This window comes from Cuneatibacter sp. NSJ-177 (assembly GCF_022867805.1).
Lineage (GTDB): Bacteria > Bacillota > Clostridia > Lachnospirales > Lachnospiraceae > Pseudolachnospira.
This window is the reverse complement of the sequence record NZ_JALIFO010000001.1, coordinates 505,072-520,974: the sequence shown is the minus strand read 5'-3', so window position 1 is coordinate 520,974 and position 15,903 is coordinate 505,072. Positions and strand designations below refer to the sequence as shown.

General features: G+C 52.0%; 14 protein-coding genes. 3 read left to right on the top strand and 11 right to left on the bottom strand.

Annotated elements, in window-relative coordinates; genetic code table 11:
- Positions 1-3 precede the first annotated feature (3 nt).
- From MUB23_RS02320 to MUB23_RS02310, 3 genes are all read right to left on the bottom strand, one after another.
- Positions 4-876: a carbohydrate ABC transporter permease gene (locus MUB23_RS02320; RefSeq protein WP_244798574.1), complete on the bottom strand. Its 873-nt coding sequence runs from the start codon at positions 874-876 to the stop codon at positions 4-6.
- 12 nt (positions 877-888) lie between these two features.
- Positions 889-1,782 carry a carbohydrate ABC transporter permease gene (locus MUB23_RS02315; protein WP_244798573.1) on the bottom strand — a complete coding sequence of 298 codons (894 nt, stop codon included), beginning with the start codon at positions 1,780-1,782 and terminating at the stop codon, positions 889-891.
- Positions 1,783-1,929: 147 nt separating this feature from the next.
- Positions 1,930-3,279 (bottom strand): ABC transporter substrate-binding protein, encoded by a 1,350-nt coding sequence (locus MUB23_RS02310; RefSeq protein ID WP_244798572.1) that lies wholly within the window; start codon positions 3,277-3,279, stop codon positions 1,930-1,932.
- 486 nt (positions 3,280-3,765) lie between these two features.
- On the opposite strand from MUB23_RS02310, the gene MUB23_RS02305 reads away from it, so the two are divergent.
- Positions 3,766-4,662, top strand: coding sequence for an AraC family transcriptional regulator (locus MUB23_RS02305; protein WP_244798571.1), 897 nt, complete (start codon positions 3,766-3,768; stop codon positions 4,660-4,662).
- Positions 4,663-4,681: 19 nt separating this feature from the next.
- Positions 4,682-6,274, top strand: coding sequence for a sulfatase-like hydrolase/transferase (locus tag MUB23_RS02300; RefSeq protein ID WP_330641761.1), 1,593 nt, complete (start codon positions 4,682-4,684; stop codon positions 6,272-6,274).
- Positions 6,275-6,674: 400 nt separating this feature from the next.
- Here the strand turns inward: MUB23_RS02300 and MUB23_RS02295 are convergent, their stop codons facing one another.
- The 7 genes from MUB23_RS02295 to MUB23_RS02260 all read right to left on the bottom strand — a co-directional run bounded on the left by MUB23_RS02295 (position 6,675) and on the right by MUB23_RS02260 (position 14,344).
- Positions 6,675-7,115: a rhodanese-like domain-containing protein gene (locus tag MUB23_RS02295; RefSeq protein ID WP_244798570.1), complete on the bottom strand. Its 441-nt coding sequence runs from the start codon at positions 7,113-7,115 to the stop codon at positions 6,675-6,677.
- A 60-nt stretch (positions 7,116-7,175) separates the two neighbouring features.
- Complete coding sequence (gene gnpA / locus MUB23_RS02290) at positions 7,176-9,368, bottom strand: 1,3-beta-galactosyl-N-acetylhexosamine phosphorylase (protein WP_244798569.1); 2,193 nt, start codon at positions 9,366-9,368, stop codon at positions 7,176-7,178.
- A 171-nt stretch (positions 9,369-9,539) separates the two neighbouring features.
- Entirely contained in the window at positions 9,540-10,208 is a 669-nt protein-coding gene (locus tag MUB23_RS02285) for a recombinase family protein (RefSeq protein ID WP_244798568.1), read from the bottom strand.
- A gap of 633 nt (positions 10,209-10,841) precedes the next feature.
- Positions 10,842-12,092, bottom strand: coding sequence for a 3-isopropylmalate dehydratase large subunit (locus MUB23_RS02275; RefSeq protein WP_244798567.1), 1,251 nt, complete (start codon positions 12,090-12,092; stop codon positions 10,842-10,844).
- A 9-nt stretch (positions 12,093-12,101) separates the two neighbouring features.
- Positions 12,102-12,596, bottom strand: coding sequence for a LeuD/DmdB family oxidoreductase small subunit (locus MUB23_RS02270; RefSeq protein ID WP_244798566.1), 495 nt, complete (start codon positions 12,594-12,596; stop codon positions 12,102-12,104).
- 18 nt (positions 12,597-12,614) lie between these two features.
- The gene (locus tag MUB23_RS02265; protein ID WP_244798565.1) at positions 12,615-13,865 is read right to left on the bottom strand and encodes a 3-isopropylmalate dehydratase large subunit; all 1,251 of its coding nucleotides are present in this window, start codon (positions 13,863-13,865) and stop codon (positions 12,615-12,617) included.
- Between the two features lie 2 nt (positions 13,866-13,867).
- Positions 13,868-14,344: a LeuD/DmdB family oxidoreductase small subunit gene (locus MUB23_RS02260; RefSeq protein ID WP_244798564.1), complete on the bottom strand. Its 477-nt coding sequence runs from the start codon at positions 14,342-14,344 to the stop codon at positions 13,868-13,870.
- A 120-nt stretch (positions 14,345-14,464) separates the two neighbouring features.
- On the opposite strand from MUB23_RS02260, the gene MUB23_RS02255 reads away from it, so the two are divergent.
- Positions 14,465-15,094: a Crp/Fnr family transcriptional regulator gene (locus MUB23_RS02255; protein WP_244798563.1), complete on the top strand. Its 630-nt coding sequence runs from the start codon at positions 14,465-14,467 to the stop codon at positions 15,092-15,094.
- A 163-nt stretch (positions 15,095-15,257) separates the two neighbouring features.
- On the opposite strand, the gene rbr is transcribed toward MUB23_RS02255, so the two are convergent.
- Positions 15,258-15,797, bottom strand: a complete 540-nt coding sequence (gene rbr, locus MUB23_RS02250) for a rubrerythrin (RefSeq protein ID WP_244798562.1) — start codon at positions 15,795-15,797, stop codon at positions 15,258-15,260.
- Positions 15,798-15,903 lie beyond the last annotated feature (106 nt).

Sequence of the window (15,903 nt, the reverse complement as noted above, 5' to 3'; positions counted from 1 at the left end):
TCCTTATCCTTTCACACCGCCGCCGGTAACTCCGGCGATAATCTTATCCGACAGGAAGATATAGAGCAGAAAGGTCGGCAGGAATACGATGACAACCCCGGCAAACAGTCCGCCGTAATTTCCAGTGGTCTGCATCGCCTGCACCAACTGCATCAAGCCTACGCCGACCGGCGTCAGATCCTCGCTGCTGGCGAAAATCAACGCCATAAAGAATTCATTCCACACGGCCAGGAAGTTAAAGATCGTAACCGTGATCAGAGCCGGCTGGACCAGAGGGAACATGATCTTCCAGAAGGTCTTCATCGGCGAGCAGCCGTCGATGGCGGCAGCCTCCTCATAGGCCTTGGAGAGTGTGGAGAAAAAGCCCAGCAGGTACGTGGTCGTGAACGGGACGTTGATACAGATATAAAGGAAAATCAACAGCCCCCGGCCGGAAATCTGGTACGTACTCGTCAGAGCAAAAATCGGCATGATGATCATGATCGCAGGAACGCTCATCGCCACCACAAAACCGGTCTTGATCAGCCGGTTGCAGATAAACTTGAACCGGGACAGGACATAGGCGGCCGGAGCGGAGATCGCGATGATCAGCACACAGGACACGATCGCATAAAGAAGGGAGTTCATAAAGAACTTGGATACATTGTAGGATCCCCAGGCCAGCGCATAGTTCTCGAAATGGAAACCAGACTGGAACTGTAACACAGCGCCCTGGCTGATCTCCTTAGAGGTAGAGAGGCTGGCAGCTAAAATCCATCCGACCATCACGACCGTAAAAACGATCCAGATCAGCAGGACGAGATAACCTGGAAGCAGCTTAATCTCTTTTTTCAGGTTGAACGGCTCACGGTATTTCTTTGCTTTTGCTTTTGCCATATCGCCACCCCCTTAATATTCGATGTCTTCATCTTTAATCAGCTTATTAAAGACGAAGTAGATGATCACCACGCAGAGACACAAGGTAACGCCCACCGCGGCGCCCTGTCCGGCATCCCGGTGTACCACGCCCTTGGTTCCGAATACGATATCGTACAGGTAAACCACCGGTGCAATGGTGGTTGCCTCGGTATCCACCGGTGAGAACATCTTTGACCACACAAAGAAAGTAATCGTATTTACGCTCCAAAACGTGATGTTGGTCTTAAACACGCTCTTTAAAAGAGGCATGGTGATGTGGGTAAACTGCTGTAATTTTCCGGCGCCGTCGATCGTGGCCGCCTCATAGATGTCCTTGGGAATCCGTTCGATTCCACTCAGGAAAATCAGCATGTAATATCCTACCGCGCCAAACATGAAGGCGATCAGCATCGACCAGAACTTCATATTACTTCCGAGCCAGTTCACCTTATCCAAGCCCAGACCGTCCAGCACCGTATTCAGGAGACCATACTTCTTGCTGAAAATGTAGTAGATCCACATCGTGGCCAGAGCGACCGCGCTGATGACGTTCGGCAGATAGATCGCCGCGCGGAAAAAGTTTTTGAACCGGATGCCGCTGGTTAGAATAACGGCAAAAAGAAGCGACAATGCCAAAACAACCGCGCCGCCCACCAGCCAGATCTTCAGCATGTTCAGCATCGAGGTCTGCCAGGAACTGCTGTTAAACATCGTAATGTAATTGTTAAATCCGTAAAAAGTCCATTCCGACGTGGAGGCGGTCACGCTCTCCACCTGGAAAAAGCTCATGATCAGGGTCCGCAGCACCGGATATAAGAACACGGCCACAAAGGTAAACACCGCCGGAGCCAGGAAACAGACGATCATAGTCTTGTTTTTCTTCATCCTCATCCCTCCTAAAGAAGAGTGCACATCCATAGCGGAGCCCTCTTTGCCCGATCCGAATCCCGTCAAAACTTCGTATCGGGCAAAGAGGCAGTGGCACCGCATACACGGTGCCACCACGTTACGGTCTACTTTGTTTTATTTTTCTTATTGGTAGAGAGCATCCATGGCTTCCAGGAACTCATCCGCCGTCTCATACTCGCCTTCGAACAGCTTCTGCAGGGTGGTCTTACGGCCAGCCTTTACATCGCTGTTTACATTCAGGCCCATGTTCCACTCATATACATCCGTCAGGGTAGAAAAGGCATTCTGGCAAGCTTTCAGCATTTCCGGATAGTTGGTATTGGTCGTATCGGCCGGAAGAACCTGGCAGTCGTCAGAGAATTTCTGATCCCACTCACCCTTTACCAGCATCATGATGAAATCGAAAGCTTCCTGTCCGTTCTCGGAGTAAGCCGGAATCGCAAAGGCCTGGCCGCCGATGTTGGCAACCGTGTTGGGATCCTTGCCGCCGTCTACGGACGGATAGTTGAACATCCCCCAGTCAAGGGTCGTGCCGGTATTGTTGGCGATTTCAGCCGGAAGCCAGGAAGCGTTGACGCACATCGCCACGTTCTCGGTCAGGCCCATCTCATTTTCGCTGGCCGGATAAGCGCCAGGGGCGTTCTCTTCCAGATAACCTTTTTCTACCAGAGTCAGCATATCCTCGGTGGCCTTCTTCGCTTCTGCGCTCTGCGCCCAGCCGCCGTTCTTGCTCAGCTCTTTTACGGCATCCTCGCCCATATAGCGGGCCAGATGATAGCCGTACAGATACTCTACATATGCGTCGTCCAGAGCAAGGGGCTCGATGCCGGCATCTTTCAGTTTCTGGCAGGCATCCAGGAACTCAGCCCAAGTCTGCGGTTCGCTGGTGATTCCTGCTTTTTCAAACAGAGCTTTGTTATAAAATACGCCGGAGGTGTAAGGCTGATATACGATACCCTTCAGAGATCCGGCCCAGCCGCGGATGGCGGCAGGCAGAGCGGCAACTACCGTCTCCTCATAGTTAGCTGCTTTTGCCATCTCTTCCAGATCCATGCAGAGGCTTGCATACTGCTCGCCGACGCGCTGGAAATCTTCATCAAAAAGGTCGATCTGGGTGTTGGCTTCCAGAGCTGTCTGAATGACCTTGTTAATGTCGCGGCCCTTCCACTCGATCTGGATCTTGTTTCCGGTCTTCGCTTCATAAGCAGCAGCCGCTTCCTGGATCACTTTGGCCTGGGGTTCGGTGGAACTCCACATGGACCAGTAAATCAAGGTCTTTCCGCCTTCGGAAGTGCCGACGGTCGTAGCCGCATCCGTGCCTGCTGCCGCAGCCGTGGTAGCTTCCGCCGTCGTCTTCTCGGCGTCCGTGGCCGCTGCCGTTGTCGTCGGGTCGGAACTGCTTCCGCAGCTTGCCATCATCGTGGCAACCATAACTGCGCTCAGAGCTACGCCCATCCATTTTTTCATTTTCATGATGTTTTCCTCCCATCTGAATTATGGGGATTTTTCCCCTTTGTTTGCGGCTTTCCTTCCCTACTGAAAGCCACTCCCATTGAGACTATTATAGTATGGTCCTCTCAAAAAATCTTTATCCAATTTCCTCTCGTTTTTGCACGATCAGGTTGAATTGTTTGCAGTTTTTTTTGGCACATTATTTTTTTGCTGTTTTTTGGTAATCCTATTCTGTTGTTCTTCGGCTATTTTTATTGGTCTATTCTCATTTTAATTTAATATCATCTTATAATATCTGATTTTTCCACTTCACGCAACCGCTTTCCGACTATAGCAAAACTACGTTTTTTCACTATCCGCCTCTTTTTTTGCACAATCTCTTTTTCTTCTTTTGTTTTTTGTCCGATTGATTTATAATATAAACACGATTAGCCATGAAACATTCCGATGCAGCGTTCAAAAGAGCCTTTGAGCTTAGCATAGTCGTTTGAAAGGCGGTGAAATTCTATGGAGTTTCAAAATGTCACCCTAAAAACCGATATCTCTGTGGACCGGATCTACTCGATCCACTATTTTGAATATACCAGCGACTTTTCTTTCCCCGGTGAATCCCATGACTTTTGGGAATTTCTCTATGTGGATAAAGGCGAGGTCGATGTGGTGGCCGGAGAACATCACCTGTCTCTCGGCCGCGGTGAAATCATTTTTCACAAACCCAACGAGTTTCACAGCGTTCGTGCAAACGGAAGAACCGCCCCGAATCTGGTTGTGATCTCGTTCGAATGCGTTTCTCCCTATATGGGCTTTTTCTGCAACAGGGTCTTCCCCATTGATGAAATTGAACATCACCTGATGTCTCAGATCATCAAAGAAGCTACCAGCTGCTTTGTCCCGCCGCTGAATGACCCTTATAAGAATACATTGGTGAGACGGGAAGGCGCTCCATTTGGAAGCGAACAGTTGATCAAGCTCCATCTGGAAAATATGCTGATCAATATGATTCGCCGATGCAGCGCCCAGAAGCCGAACCGCGCCCCTGTCAACAAGTCCATCAAGCAAAAAAGCGACGAAATTCTGTTTCAAAATATATTAAACTATCTGGAAGGCCATCTCTATATGCAGCTGACCATTGAAAAGATCTGCAAAGACAACCTGGTCGGCCGCTCCCAGCTCCAAAAACTCTTCCGGGAAAAGACAGGCTGCGGAATCATCGACTATTTTTCCCGTCTGAAAATCGAGGCGGCCAAACAGATGATCCGGGAAAACCATCTGAATTTCACACAGATCTCCGACAGCCTCGGTTTTTCATCCATTCACTATTTTTCCCGGCAATTTAAGAAGATCTCCGGTATGACCCCCTCGGAGTATTCTTCCTCAATCAAATATCTATCTCAGAAGGAATAGGAAGAAAAGGAGCCTGAACATGAAAAAGCAGCCCAATATTATATTTTATTTTTCCGATCAGCAACGTTTTGACACCGCCGGATGCTACGGCCAAAAACTTCCGGTCACCCCTCGCCTTGACGAGCTGGCTGAAGAAGGCGCGCTGTTTACCAATGCGTTTACCTGTCAGCCGGTCTGCGGTCCCGCCCGCGCCTGCCTCCAAACCGGACAATACGCCGCGCAGCTTGGATGCTATCGGAATGCCATCGCGCTGCCGCAGAATGTAAAAAATCTTGCCACCTGTTTAAAAGAAGCCGGTTACGAAACCGGTTACGTCGGAAAATGGCACCTGGCCTCCACTTTGGGAAACTCCCACGAAATGCTGGAGCCGGAAGCCGATTTTGAAGCCAGAGCAATCCCGGAAGACCGGCGGGGCGGCTATACCGACTACTGGGTTGCCGCCGACGTGCTGGAAGCCACATCCCATGGATACGGCGGCCGGCTGTTCGACGCCCAAAACCGGGAAGTTCTCTTCGACGGCTATCGGACCGACGCGGTGACGGATCATGCGCTGGACTTTTTGAGATCCCGAAGCGGAGAAAAGCCATTTTTCCTCTTTCTCTCCCATCTGGAGCCCCACCATCAAAATGATCACGACCGATTTGAAGGACCCGAAGGCTGCCGCCAGAAGTTTGCCGGTTTTGAAGCGCCGAAGGATCTGGAAAACGCCCCCGGCGACTGGAACGCCAACTGGAGGGAACAGTACCCGGACTACCTGGGCTGCTGCCGGAAAATCGACGAAAACCTGGGCAGACTGATTGATGCGCTGAAGGAAACCGGACACGATGAGGACACGGTGGTGATCTTCACCAGCGACCATGGTTCTCATTTCCGGACCCGCTGTATGGAATACAAGCGTTCCTGCCATGAAGACAGCATACACGTTCCGCTTGTCATCTGGAACGGCCCCTTTGAAAAAGGACGGCGCTATGAGGATCTGGTAAGCCTGATCGATCTGCCGCCGACGATCCTTTCGATTGCCGGGGCGGCCATCCCGGAGACCATGCAGGGACGGCCGCTGACAGACCTCTTGGCAGAAGGCGCCTCATGGCAACAGGAGGTGTTTCTTCAAATCAGCGAAAGTCAGGTCGGCCGGGCGATCCGCACGGACCGGTACAAGTATTCGGTGCGGGCTTACGATAAAAATCCCTGGCTGGATTCCGGCAGCGGCGTTTACCACGAAGAATATCTCTATGATCTGGAATCCGATCCCTATGAATGCAGTAATCTGGTGCGGGATCCCGCGTATGAGAAGGTCAAAAAAGAATTGAGGGAACGTCTGATCCTCCGGATGACGGCGGCCGGGGAAAACGCTCCGGAAATTCTACCCGCTCTTCCCCCTTCCACCGTGGATTTGGGGTTAAATGGAACGCTGGGAGACTTTTTTTCCAACGAGAGGAGCCGGGATCTGGCGGAAAAACATTTTGGAGAATGGAAAAAAGATCCGCGCTTTCCCCAATGGCGCCGGCTGACTTTAAATGAGCTCTTGGCTCAGAATCCAAAGGAAATGCAAAAAAACCGGATCCAGGCCTTTTTGCAGGACTGGATCCGGCGGAATCTGGGGGAGATTTAATAAATATTTGCCGCCTTTTGGACTAGGCTCTCCATCAATGCCTGCATCTTCCGGATGGGTAAACCGGCTTAAAAACTGGAATAGCCCGGCACCGAACCTTTCAAGTCCATCAGTCCGCGGTGCTTGTAAAACTGCCAGGCCGATATCCCAGTAAGACACATCCTGGGCCGAAGCCCAAAGATCGGAAAAGCCCCTTAACGCCGTAGAGCAAACCGGGTGGATCAACGTTCCATCTTCCCCATAGCTTGCGGCCAGCTCGGTAGGATCAATATAGCTTCCGTCCTGCTTAAAGCTTTCTGATCTTTTTTCTAGTTCCGCTGCCGTCTTGTCTTCACTTTACCGCATTGGCAGCCAAGGTTTTCTCTTTGCTGCGCAACAGCCTGCACGTTCCCATAAATCTTCAATTTGCTGCCCCGCTCTCCGTCTCATAGGGCCAATCTACGATTCCTCCGAAATCATAAATGTGCCGGTATCCCAGACTCGCCAGTTTGTCCGAGGCCTGTTTGCTGCGGACTCCGGTACGGCAGTGGATTAACAAAACGGCGTCGAGATCGGGCAGCGCTTCCGGTTGCCCCTCTTTGATCGACTCATTGGGGACCAGAATCGCTCCGGGGATATGCTTCTGTTCATACTCTTCTGCGGTCCGGACGTCTACGACGGTCACGCCGCCTTCCTCCATCATCTTCTTCGCTTCATCCGCGGTGATCTTGTGGCAGGGATCTTCCTTTGCATTTGCGTACCCTAAGGGGCAGACCCTGTGCATCCTTAGCGGAGCGTTTATTGTTTCATAGGGAATTCCAAAGGAATTTCCTATGAAACAATAAAACGGCGTCTCTGTCAAAGAGACGCCGCCATGTTCTTCCCGCCGAAAAATCCGCCGGATATGGGTTCGAATTCAAGATTAAAAGTTTAAAGGCTGAGCCCCCGTTTCCCTGATTTGTTTCCACAAAATCTCGGCGGCGTCCAGCTTCACGATTTCTGTTTTTCCGTCGCCGTCGGTTACGGCCGTGACCTGGGGCTCATTGGAATTATTCACCACCGCGTATTTCCCGGCGGCCGGATAGGCGTGTACTTCGCATTTCATGTTATCCGCGCTCCAAAGAGAATACCGGTCTTCTTTTGCCGCCGCATAAAAGAGGCTGCGCATCAAAAGACGTGTGTTCTCGCAGCTGTAGGGAAGGCCCGCAAGATAAACGCCGCGGCCTTTTCCGTAAGAATGAGCGGCCACATGCACTTCTCCGTTGGAATATTCTACGATCTCCGTGTCTTCCCCCAAAGCATAGACGTTTTTCATGCTCTCGCCAAAATCAAAACCAGAAGTCCGGTCTTCGGTCAGGAAATGACGGTCCAGCTGCTTGGTAAAATACTTATCCGTCGATAACGTAAAGCCCTGTTCTTTATCCACGCCGAACACATCGGCCAGCTGGAAGAAACGTCCGCCCTTCTGGTACGCCGTCGGCTCTCCGATTCCAACCAGCCCGCCTCCCTGGTAAACCCAGCGGCGGATTTCCGTCACCAATTTCTCGTCATTCCACTCTTCCCCTCCGGAAAAAGCGGTTCCTGCGTCGCCTGCATTGATGATCACGTCCACATCGGACGGAACGCCGTGTTCCCGCACATCGTCAAAACTCAGAAAGGCAACATCCACACTGGCGCCGCTCAAAGCCTCCAGGATTCCCAGATAGGAATAAATCTGCTTATACCAAAGCGCATGGGCTACCATATAAGTCTGCCAGGACCGCAATTTCCCCCAGGAATTCAGAATCGCCACTTTCAGTCCGCTGTAAGGGGTGATCCCGTGGATCGTATCATAAATATCCCGGAACTCATCTGCAATTTTTTCGATGCAGTCCACAAAAGAGGGGAATTGATAGGCCAAACTCAGATAGCCGCCGTATCCGATTCGGTCCACCGGCTTCCGGAGGATCGCACGCCTGGCGCAGATCCAGTTTTCCACCGCCTCCACGCAGGGATCGTTTCCTTCATAAAAGGTATCCGGGAAGAAATAAGGAAGGAACCGGCCTTCCGTATATTTGACGCCAGGAATATCCGCGATCAGCCGAAGCGTGGCGCCGCCTCCAACGCTGCCCACCACTGCGTCCAGGCCGATTTCCGAAAAATAAGGGCCGTAAGGTTCGGTGCCGATCCAGTTGTCGCCGAGGAACATCATCGCCTCCCGGCCGGCCGCATGGACCAGTTCCACCAGTTCTTTCGCCTTGCCCGCCACAAAACGCTGAATGAAATCCATATAGTCACGGTAAGCCTTGGTCGGCACACGGAACGTGGAATTGTAATAGCCGTTATCTACGATATCCTCCGGGCGCAGCGCATAGCCGTATTCCGTCTCAAAGTCCTCCAACGCTTTTACAGATACTGTAGCGCCGTAGCCAAACCAATCCACGAATTTTTCTTTGGCTTCCTGATTAAACACCAGGGTAAAATGGTAAAAGAACGTGGTAAAACGAACCACATCCGTAGAAGGGTTTTCCTTCAGCCACTGAACCAGATACTCCTTGGCAAACTCCCAGGAAGCCGGCTGGCGCACATCGAAAGGAATTTCATGGGGTTTATCCCCCCAATTATTCGTAATATGGTTATACATCTGAGTCGGATCCCAGATGGCATAGACCAGGAAAGAGACCGTATATTCATGGAAGGGGACCGCATGATCCACAATCACACGGCTGGCTTTTTGATCCAGACTCCACTGACCGGCAGGCACCACTTGGCCGGTCGTGCGGTCAATGACCTCCCACCACCGTTTCGCATCATGGTGATAATCCGGCACCACCTGCTGGAGATAGTAACCGTCCATAAAATCAATGGAAAGGGACTCCGACACGGCTGTGTTTCGTTTCGACATCAGATAAAGCTGCTGGCACTCATCCATGTGTTCTTCCGCAAACTCATTATGGCCCCTCGCGACAAAATAAGTGGTATAGATCTTCGCATCCAGGGATTTGACCTCGTCATCCAGCTTGGTCCCGTCGCTGTCGCGCAGTGCGTCGGCTCCCCACCGCTTTAGCATCTCTTTGGTCTGCTCCAGGAAATTGGATTCGCTGGGCAGGGTTAAACGGCCTTTCGTCTTTGACATGCCGCGTCCTCCTTACTTTTTATTTGCACATTTGGTTCTCTGGTGTATCCGATTGTTGTACCCATCAAAAAAGCCGAATTCTAATTTTATTTGTTTTTTCAGGGCTTCTTTGATGCAAGTATATAAAAAAAACAGGCGGAACGCAAGGGCACAATCCGCATTTTTTTTATACTATTGCTTCAAATTCTGCCTGCGCTCCATCCCGATCCGGGCCTCGCACGGATATGCCAAAACCTGCTGCTCGTTTTCACAGGTTTTGGTCCAATGTAAAAATGTTTTATGGCAGACGCCCAGACGTTCGGCCGCCTTGCGCGCCGACAGTTCCCCATAAGCCCAGAGCTGCAGTACTTCCTCGTATTCCGGAGGCTTTTCCTTGGGTCGCCTGCCAAACCGAACGCCTCTGGCCTTGGCGGCAGCGATCCCTTCGGCCTGCCGCTGCCGGATGAACTCCCGCTCGGTCTGAGCCACATAAGATAAAAGCTGTAAAACAATATCAGAAATCAGTGAACCGGTCAGATCCTTCCCCTTTCTAGTATCCAGCAAGGGCATATCCAGCACCACGATATCCGCCTGCCTCTCCTTTGTTATTTTTCTCCATTGATCCAAAATTTCTTCGTAATCTCTTCCGAGCCGGTCAATACTTTTCACGGCCAGAACGTCACCCTGCTTTAATTTTTTTAAAAGGCGCTGATAAACCGGACGATTAAAATCCTTCCCCGACTGTTTCTCCACCAAAATCTGTTCCCTGGGAATCCCATACTCCAAAAGTGCGATCACCTGCCGGTCTTCCCTCTGATCCCGCGTGGATACTCTTACATAGCCGTATATCTTGCCATTCATACAATCCCCCTATGTTCCTCGTCTCATTCGCATGTTTCCCCCTATTTTCTCATGTATTTCTTTTTATTACCATTTTCTTTTTGTATTTAAAAAGTCTGCACCTTTTGCAAGTTTTTTATCCTATATCAATAATTCAATCTTCCATTCCATGATTTTTACTAATATTTTAATTTTACTGATTATATCGTAATTTCTTCTAATTACCAAGAATCAACGAAACGATTGTTTTTTGCCGGAAAACCGGACTGCCGTAATCCCGGCACAGTGGAAAGTATCGCATGAATCCGGATCAAAAACCAGACAGAGCCGGCGGATTACCTTTTCCGCCGGCTCTGTCTGGTTTTTGATTCTAAGTTTTCTCTCCTGCCCTCCGGATCCTGCCCGATTCCGTTCTTCCTAAAAGCGGCCGTCAATCATTCCAATCCATTGCCTCTTTTGGCATGGCTGCTTCATAACACCCCAGTTTATGGAAATTGTACCATTCCATAATCTTCTCTTCGGGCGCGGCCTTTAACGCCAGCAATTCTTCTTTGGCAAATTCCAGGGAGGCCGTGCCGCTTTGCCGGCTCCCGGATGAAGATCCATGATGAGGCAGTCTCGTTTTATCGTTTCAATTCTCAAATACTAACTTTTCTATTTTACAGGCGCTTCCACAATCTTCCCCGCCGCCGCGCAGGCCGCAGCCGTCATCGGCGACGCCAGGAAGATTTCCACTTTGGAGGTTCCCATCCGGCCCAGGAAGTTCCGGTTGTTGGTGGCCACCACCCGTTCCCCGTCGGAGAGAATTCCGCCGGTCCGGCCGCAGCAAAGCCCGCACCCCGGATGGGTGATAACAGCGCCGGACTCCGCCAATGCGGCAAGCGTCCCATTCGCAAGCGCCTCCCGATAAATCTTCCGGCTGGCTGGGGTCACAATCAGCTTCACGAAAGGAGCCACCCGTTTTCCCTTCAGCACCGATGCGGCGGCCATCAGATCTTCCAGACGCCCATTGGTGCAGGATCCGATGAAAACCTGATCGACCGGCGTGCCTTCCCACTCCTTGACCGGGTGGATATTGTCCACCTGGGACGGGCAGGCCAGCACCGGCACAAGTTCTTCCGCCCGGTAAGAAATCCGGCGGACATAAACTGCATCCGGATCCCCGACAAGGCTCGTCTCCTTCTCCGTCAGCTCGATCCCACAGTATTCTGCGGTCTTTGCATCCGGCGTGAAGAGCGCGCACTTCGCCCCGCCCTCAATGGCCATGTTCGCCATGGTCATCCGGCTTGCCACGGACATACGTTCCACTGTGCTTCCGGCGAACTCCAGAGCCTGATAGGTGGCTCCGTCAGCCCGCAGGTCGCCGATCAGCCGAAGAATCACATCCTTGGAGGTCACATTCTCCGGCAGTTCTCCTTCGATCTCCACCCGGATCGTCTGAGGCACTTTGACCCAGAGCGTCCCGGTCCCTAAGATACTTGCCATCTCCGTATAGCCGATGCCCGTGGAAAATGCTCCGACGCAGCCGTAAGTGGTCGTGTGGCTGTCGGTGCCGAACACCACATTTCCCGGTTTCACATACCCAGCCTCGGTCATCAGCTGATGGCAGATGCCGTCGGAGCGGTGCACGTGGGTCATCCCGTATTTTTCAGCGAAGGCGTCGCCGATGCGAAAATGTCTGGTGTCGTCCACCTGGCTCGCCGGAACCAGATGATCGTAGATCAGCACCACCTTGTCCGGATCCCAGAGTTTAGAAAACCCCATTTCCTCAAATTTTTCCGCCACAAAGGGGATGAAAATATCATGGATCATCACCCGGTCCACATTCGCCGTCACGATCTCCCCGGCCGATACGTCCCGGCCGATATTTCTCCCCAGAATTTTTTCAATGATTGTTTTTCCCATAAGTCCCTCCTACTCCAGACCGTTCCGTTTCCGCATGGCCGCAACCAGTCCGCCGGCTTCCAGGATATCCAGGAGATTCTGCGGAAGAGACGCCACCGGGAACGATTTCCCATTTCCGGAAACCGATTTTCCCGGCTCCACCAAGATCCGGTCTCCCTCCTGCACCGCTTCCTGAATTCCATCGTTCTCGATCAGGAGAAGGCCGTTGTTGATGGCGTTCCGGAAGAATATCCGGGCAAAGGACTTTGCGATCACACAGCGGATTCCCAGCGCCTTGATGATCTCCGGCGCCTGTTCTCTGGATGAGCCGCAGCCAAAGTTTTTCCCTGCCACAATCACATCGCCGGGCTTTATCTGTCCGGCCAGCTCCGGGCGCAGCGGAGAAAACGCATAGGGTTTCATATCGTCAATGGTCTTTAACGCCAGGTACTCCGTGGGGATAATGATATCCGTGTCGATATCATTTCCCAGTACCCATGCCCTGGCTTCAAATGCTTCCGTCATTTTCTTCCTCCCATCTTACTACAGCCGGTCCGCCGTCGTGATCTCTCCGGCAATCGCCGAGGCCGTCACCGTGGCAGCTGACGCCAGATACACCTGACCATTGGGATGTCCGGCGCGGCCCTTAAAATTCCTGGTGCCTGTGCTGATCAGAACTTCCCCGTCCCCGATCACGCCCTGGCAGCTTCCCCAGCAGACGCTGCAGTTTGCATTCATCACAATCGCCCCGGCTTCCACAAAGACATCGATCAGGCCTTCCTTCATGGCGGCCAGATAGACCTCATTGCTGGCGGGCACCACCAGGAAGCGCACATGCGGGTGCACCTTTTTCCTCTTCAGGAGCTCTGCGCCAACCCGCAGGTCTTCCAAACGGCCGTTGTTGCAGGATCCGAGGAATGCCTCGTCGATCTTTACGCCCAGAGACTCCGCGGCCGGAACCACATTGTCCACGAAATGAGGCTTTGCCACGATTGGCTCAATGGTTGCAAGATCAATGGTATATTCTTTCGCAAACACTGCGTCCGGGTCGCTGGTAAAGACTGCCTTCGGCTCCCGGCCCCGCTCTTTCAGATAAGCCATAGCCACTTCGTCCACTTCCATCAGCGCGGTCTTGGCCCCCGCCTCCACGCAGAGATTGCAGATGGCGATCCGGTCGCCTATGGTCAGATTCTTTAAGCCGTCGCCGGCAAACTCCATGGCCTTATAATTGGCCCCGTTGGCGCCGATTTTTCCGATGATGGTCAGGATCAGGTCCCTGGCGTAGACGCCTTCTTTTAACTTTCCGGTCAAAGTAAAGCGCAGGGTTTCCGGCACAAGCAGCCAAGATTTTCCGGTCACCATCGCGTAGAGATAATCCGTGCACCCGACGCCGGTGCCAAAGGCTCCCAGCGCCCCATACGCGCAGGTGTGGCTGTCCGCGCCGAAAATCAGCTCGCCGGGACGGACATAGTGCTCCATCATGATCTGGTGACAGACGCCTTTGCCCTCCCAGAAATCAATCTCATGCTCTCTGGCAAAGTCCCGCATCTTCTTGTGGGAGGCCGCGGTCTTCACACTGTCCGCCGGGATATTGTGATCCACGATCCAGATCAGTTTTTTCACGTCGGCGATCCGCGGATTTTTCAGCTTTTGATTGTACATGTCAATGGTCAAATGGGTGGTGCCGTCGTTGCTCATCAGCCGGTCCAGCTCCACGGTATGAATATCGCCTGCCTTGACCTCCTTCACCCCAGCCGCAGCCGCGATGATTTTTTCCGCCATTGTCATTCCCATGTTTACGCCTCCTCTCGGTTCAGGGAGGCAATCAGGCCGCCCTCGTCCAGAATCTGCTGCATCTTCTCCGGCAGCTTGGTGCAGGAAAAAGTCTTTCCGTTTGCCGTCACCGTGCCGTCTTTCATGGACAGCGTCATCTCCTGGCCGTCCTCCACCGCGTCGTAGAGTTCCTTACATACGATGACCGGCAGTCCGATGTTGATGGAATTGCGGTAAAAAATACGGGCGAAAGACTTTGCCACCACAGCCGTGACGCCGAGGGCTTTCAGTACGCTTGGCGCCTGCTCCCTGGAAGAACCGCAGCCGAAATTCTCCCCGGCTACCACAAAGTCGCCGGGCCTTACCTTCTCCGGGAACTCCGGGTCCAGAGATTCAAAGGTGTGCCCCTTCATTTCCTCGATCGTCGGAAACAGCAGATACTGGGAGGCAATGATCTGGTCCGTGTCCACATCGTTATGAAACCGGAATATTTTTCCCATACTTCTTCTCCTTTTCATGGGTTTTGTCGATTCGTTAGCTAAAGGATACCATACCCCTTGCCAAAAGAATGTATCATATGTTACAATTAAACAAAAAATGAAAAAAAGAAAGGATTTTCAATGGCTGACCAAGATTTCTTAAGCCTGCCCGCAGGATTCTTAAGCTGGGCCGAATCCCTTCCCCTTTTCCGCACCTGCGCGCCCCAGGAATTGATCTACCAGGAAGGGCAGCCCGCCCGCCAGTTTTATTATTTGAAAGATGGAAAAGTCCGGATTTTCGTCACCTCCGGGGAGGGGGAAGAAAAAAACCTGACCGTATACCGGAAAAATGCGATTTTCGGGGAGGCCGCCTTTTTTGACGGCTCCCCGCGGATGACCTCGGCGCAGGCGCTGGAAGTCTCCCATATTGTACCGATCACAAAAAAAGCCGTGCTGACCTGCTTTAGAGAGCAGCCAGATTTGGCCCTTTCCATGATTTCGTCTCTGTCCCGGACGGTCCGGATGCTCTCCGATCAGATCAACCAGATTGCCTTTCTGCCGTCGGAAAAGAGAATTGCTCATTTTTTGCAGCAGGAAGCGGATGAGAATGGGCTTGTCTCCTATACCCACGAACAGATCGCTTCCTCGGTCGGAGCCAGCAGAGTCACAGTCAGCCGGACCTTGGCCCAGTGGAAAAAGACGGGATGGATCGAAACGGAATACGGAAAAATCCGGATTCTGCGGCCGGAAAGCTTATTCGGCATCCAATGACGCCGCCGGTCTTTGAGGACATGCCAGAGATATCCATTGCCCGGCAAAACAGGCGCCAAATTCACAAAAGAAAATCAAAGGGGAAAAGGCGGCGCAGCAATCGCCGCACCGCCTCCTGGAATCGTTAAAAAGGATCTGACCCCTTTTTGGACTCTATGTTCGATTAATAATTCTCCGCTTTCAGCTGGAAATAAGCCTGCGGATGCGCACATACCGGACAAACCTCCGGAGCTTTCTTTCCGATCACGATGTGGCCGCAGTTGCCGCACTGCCATACCATGTCCCCGTCGCGGGAGAATACCAGGCCGTTTTGTACGTTGGAGAGCAGTTTACGATAACGGTCCTCGTGCTCCTTCTCGATCTTAGCCACGCCTTCAAACAAATCCGCAATATGATCAAAGCCTTCTGCACGGGCTTCCTTCGCAAATTTATCATACATGTCGGTCCACTCGTAGTTCTCGCCTTCCGCAGCTGCTTCCAGATTCTTATCGGTGCTGTCGATGCCGCCGTTCAGCAGCTTAAACCACAGCTCTGCGTGCTCTTTCTCATTGGCTGCCGTCTCCTCAAAAATCTTGGAGATCTGAACGTAACCGTCCTTTTTCGCCTTCGAGGCAAAGAAAGTATATTTGTTTCTCGCCATCGACTCGCCAGCAAATGCCTCCCACAGGTTCTTCTCCGTCTTGCTTCCTTTTAAATCCGCCATTCTTTTTCTCCTTTTCTATGTATTGTTTTTCTGATAATCGGAATCATTACTATTATTATAGCAACATTCCAGGATTTGTCAAGCTCCATTTTCCCGCTGTCTAAAA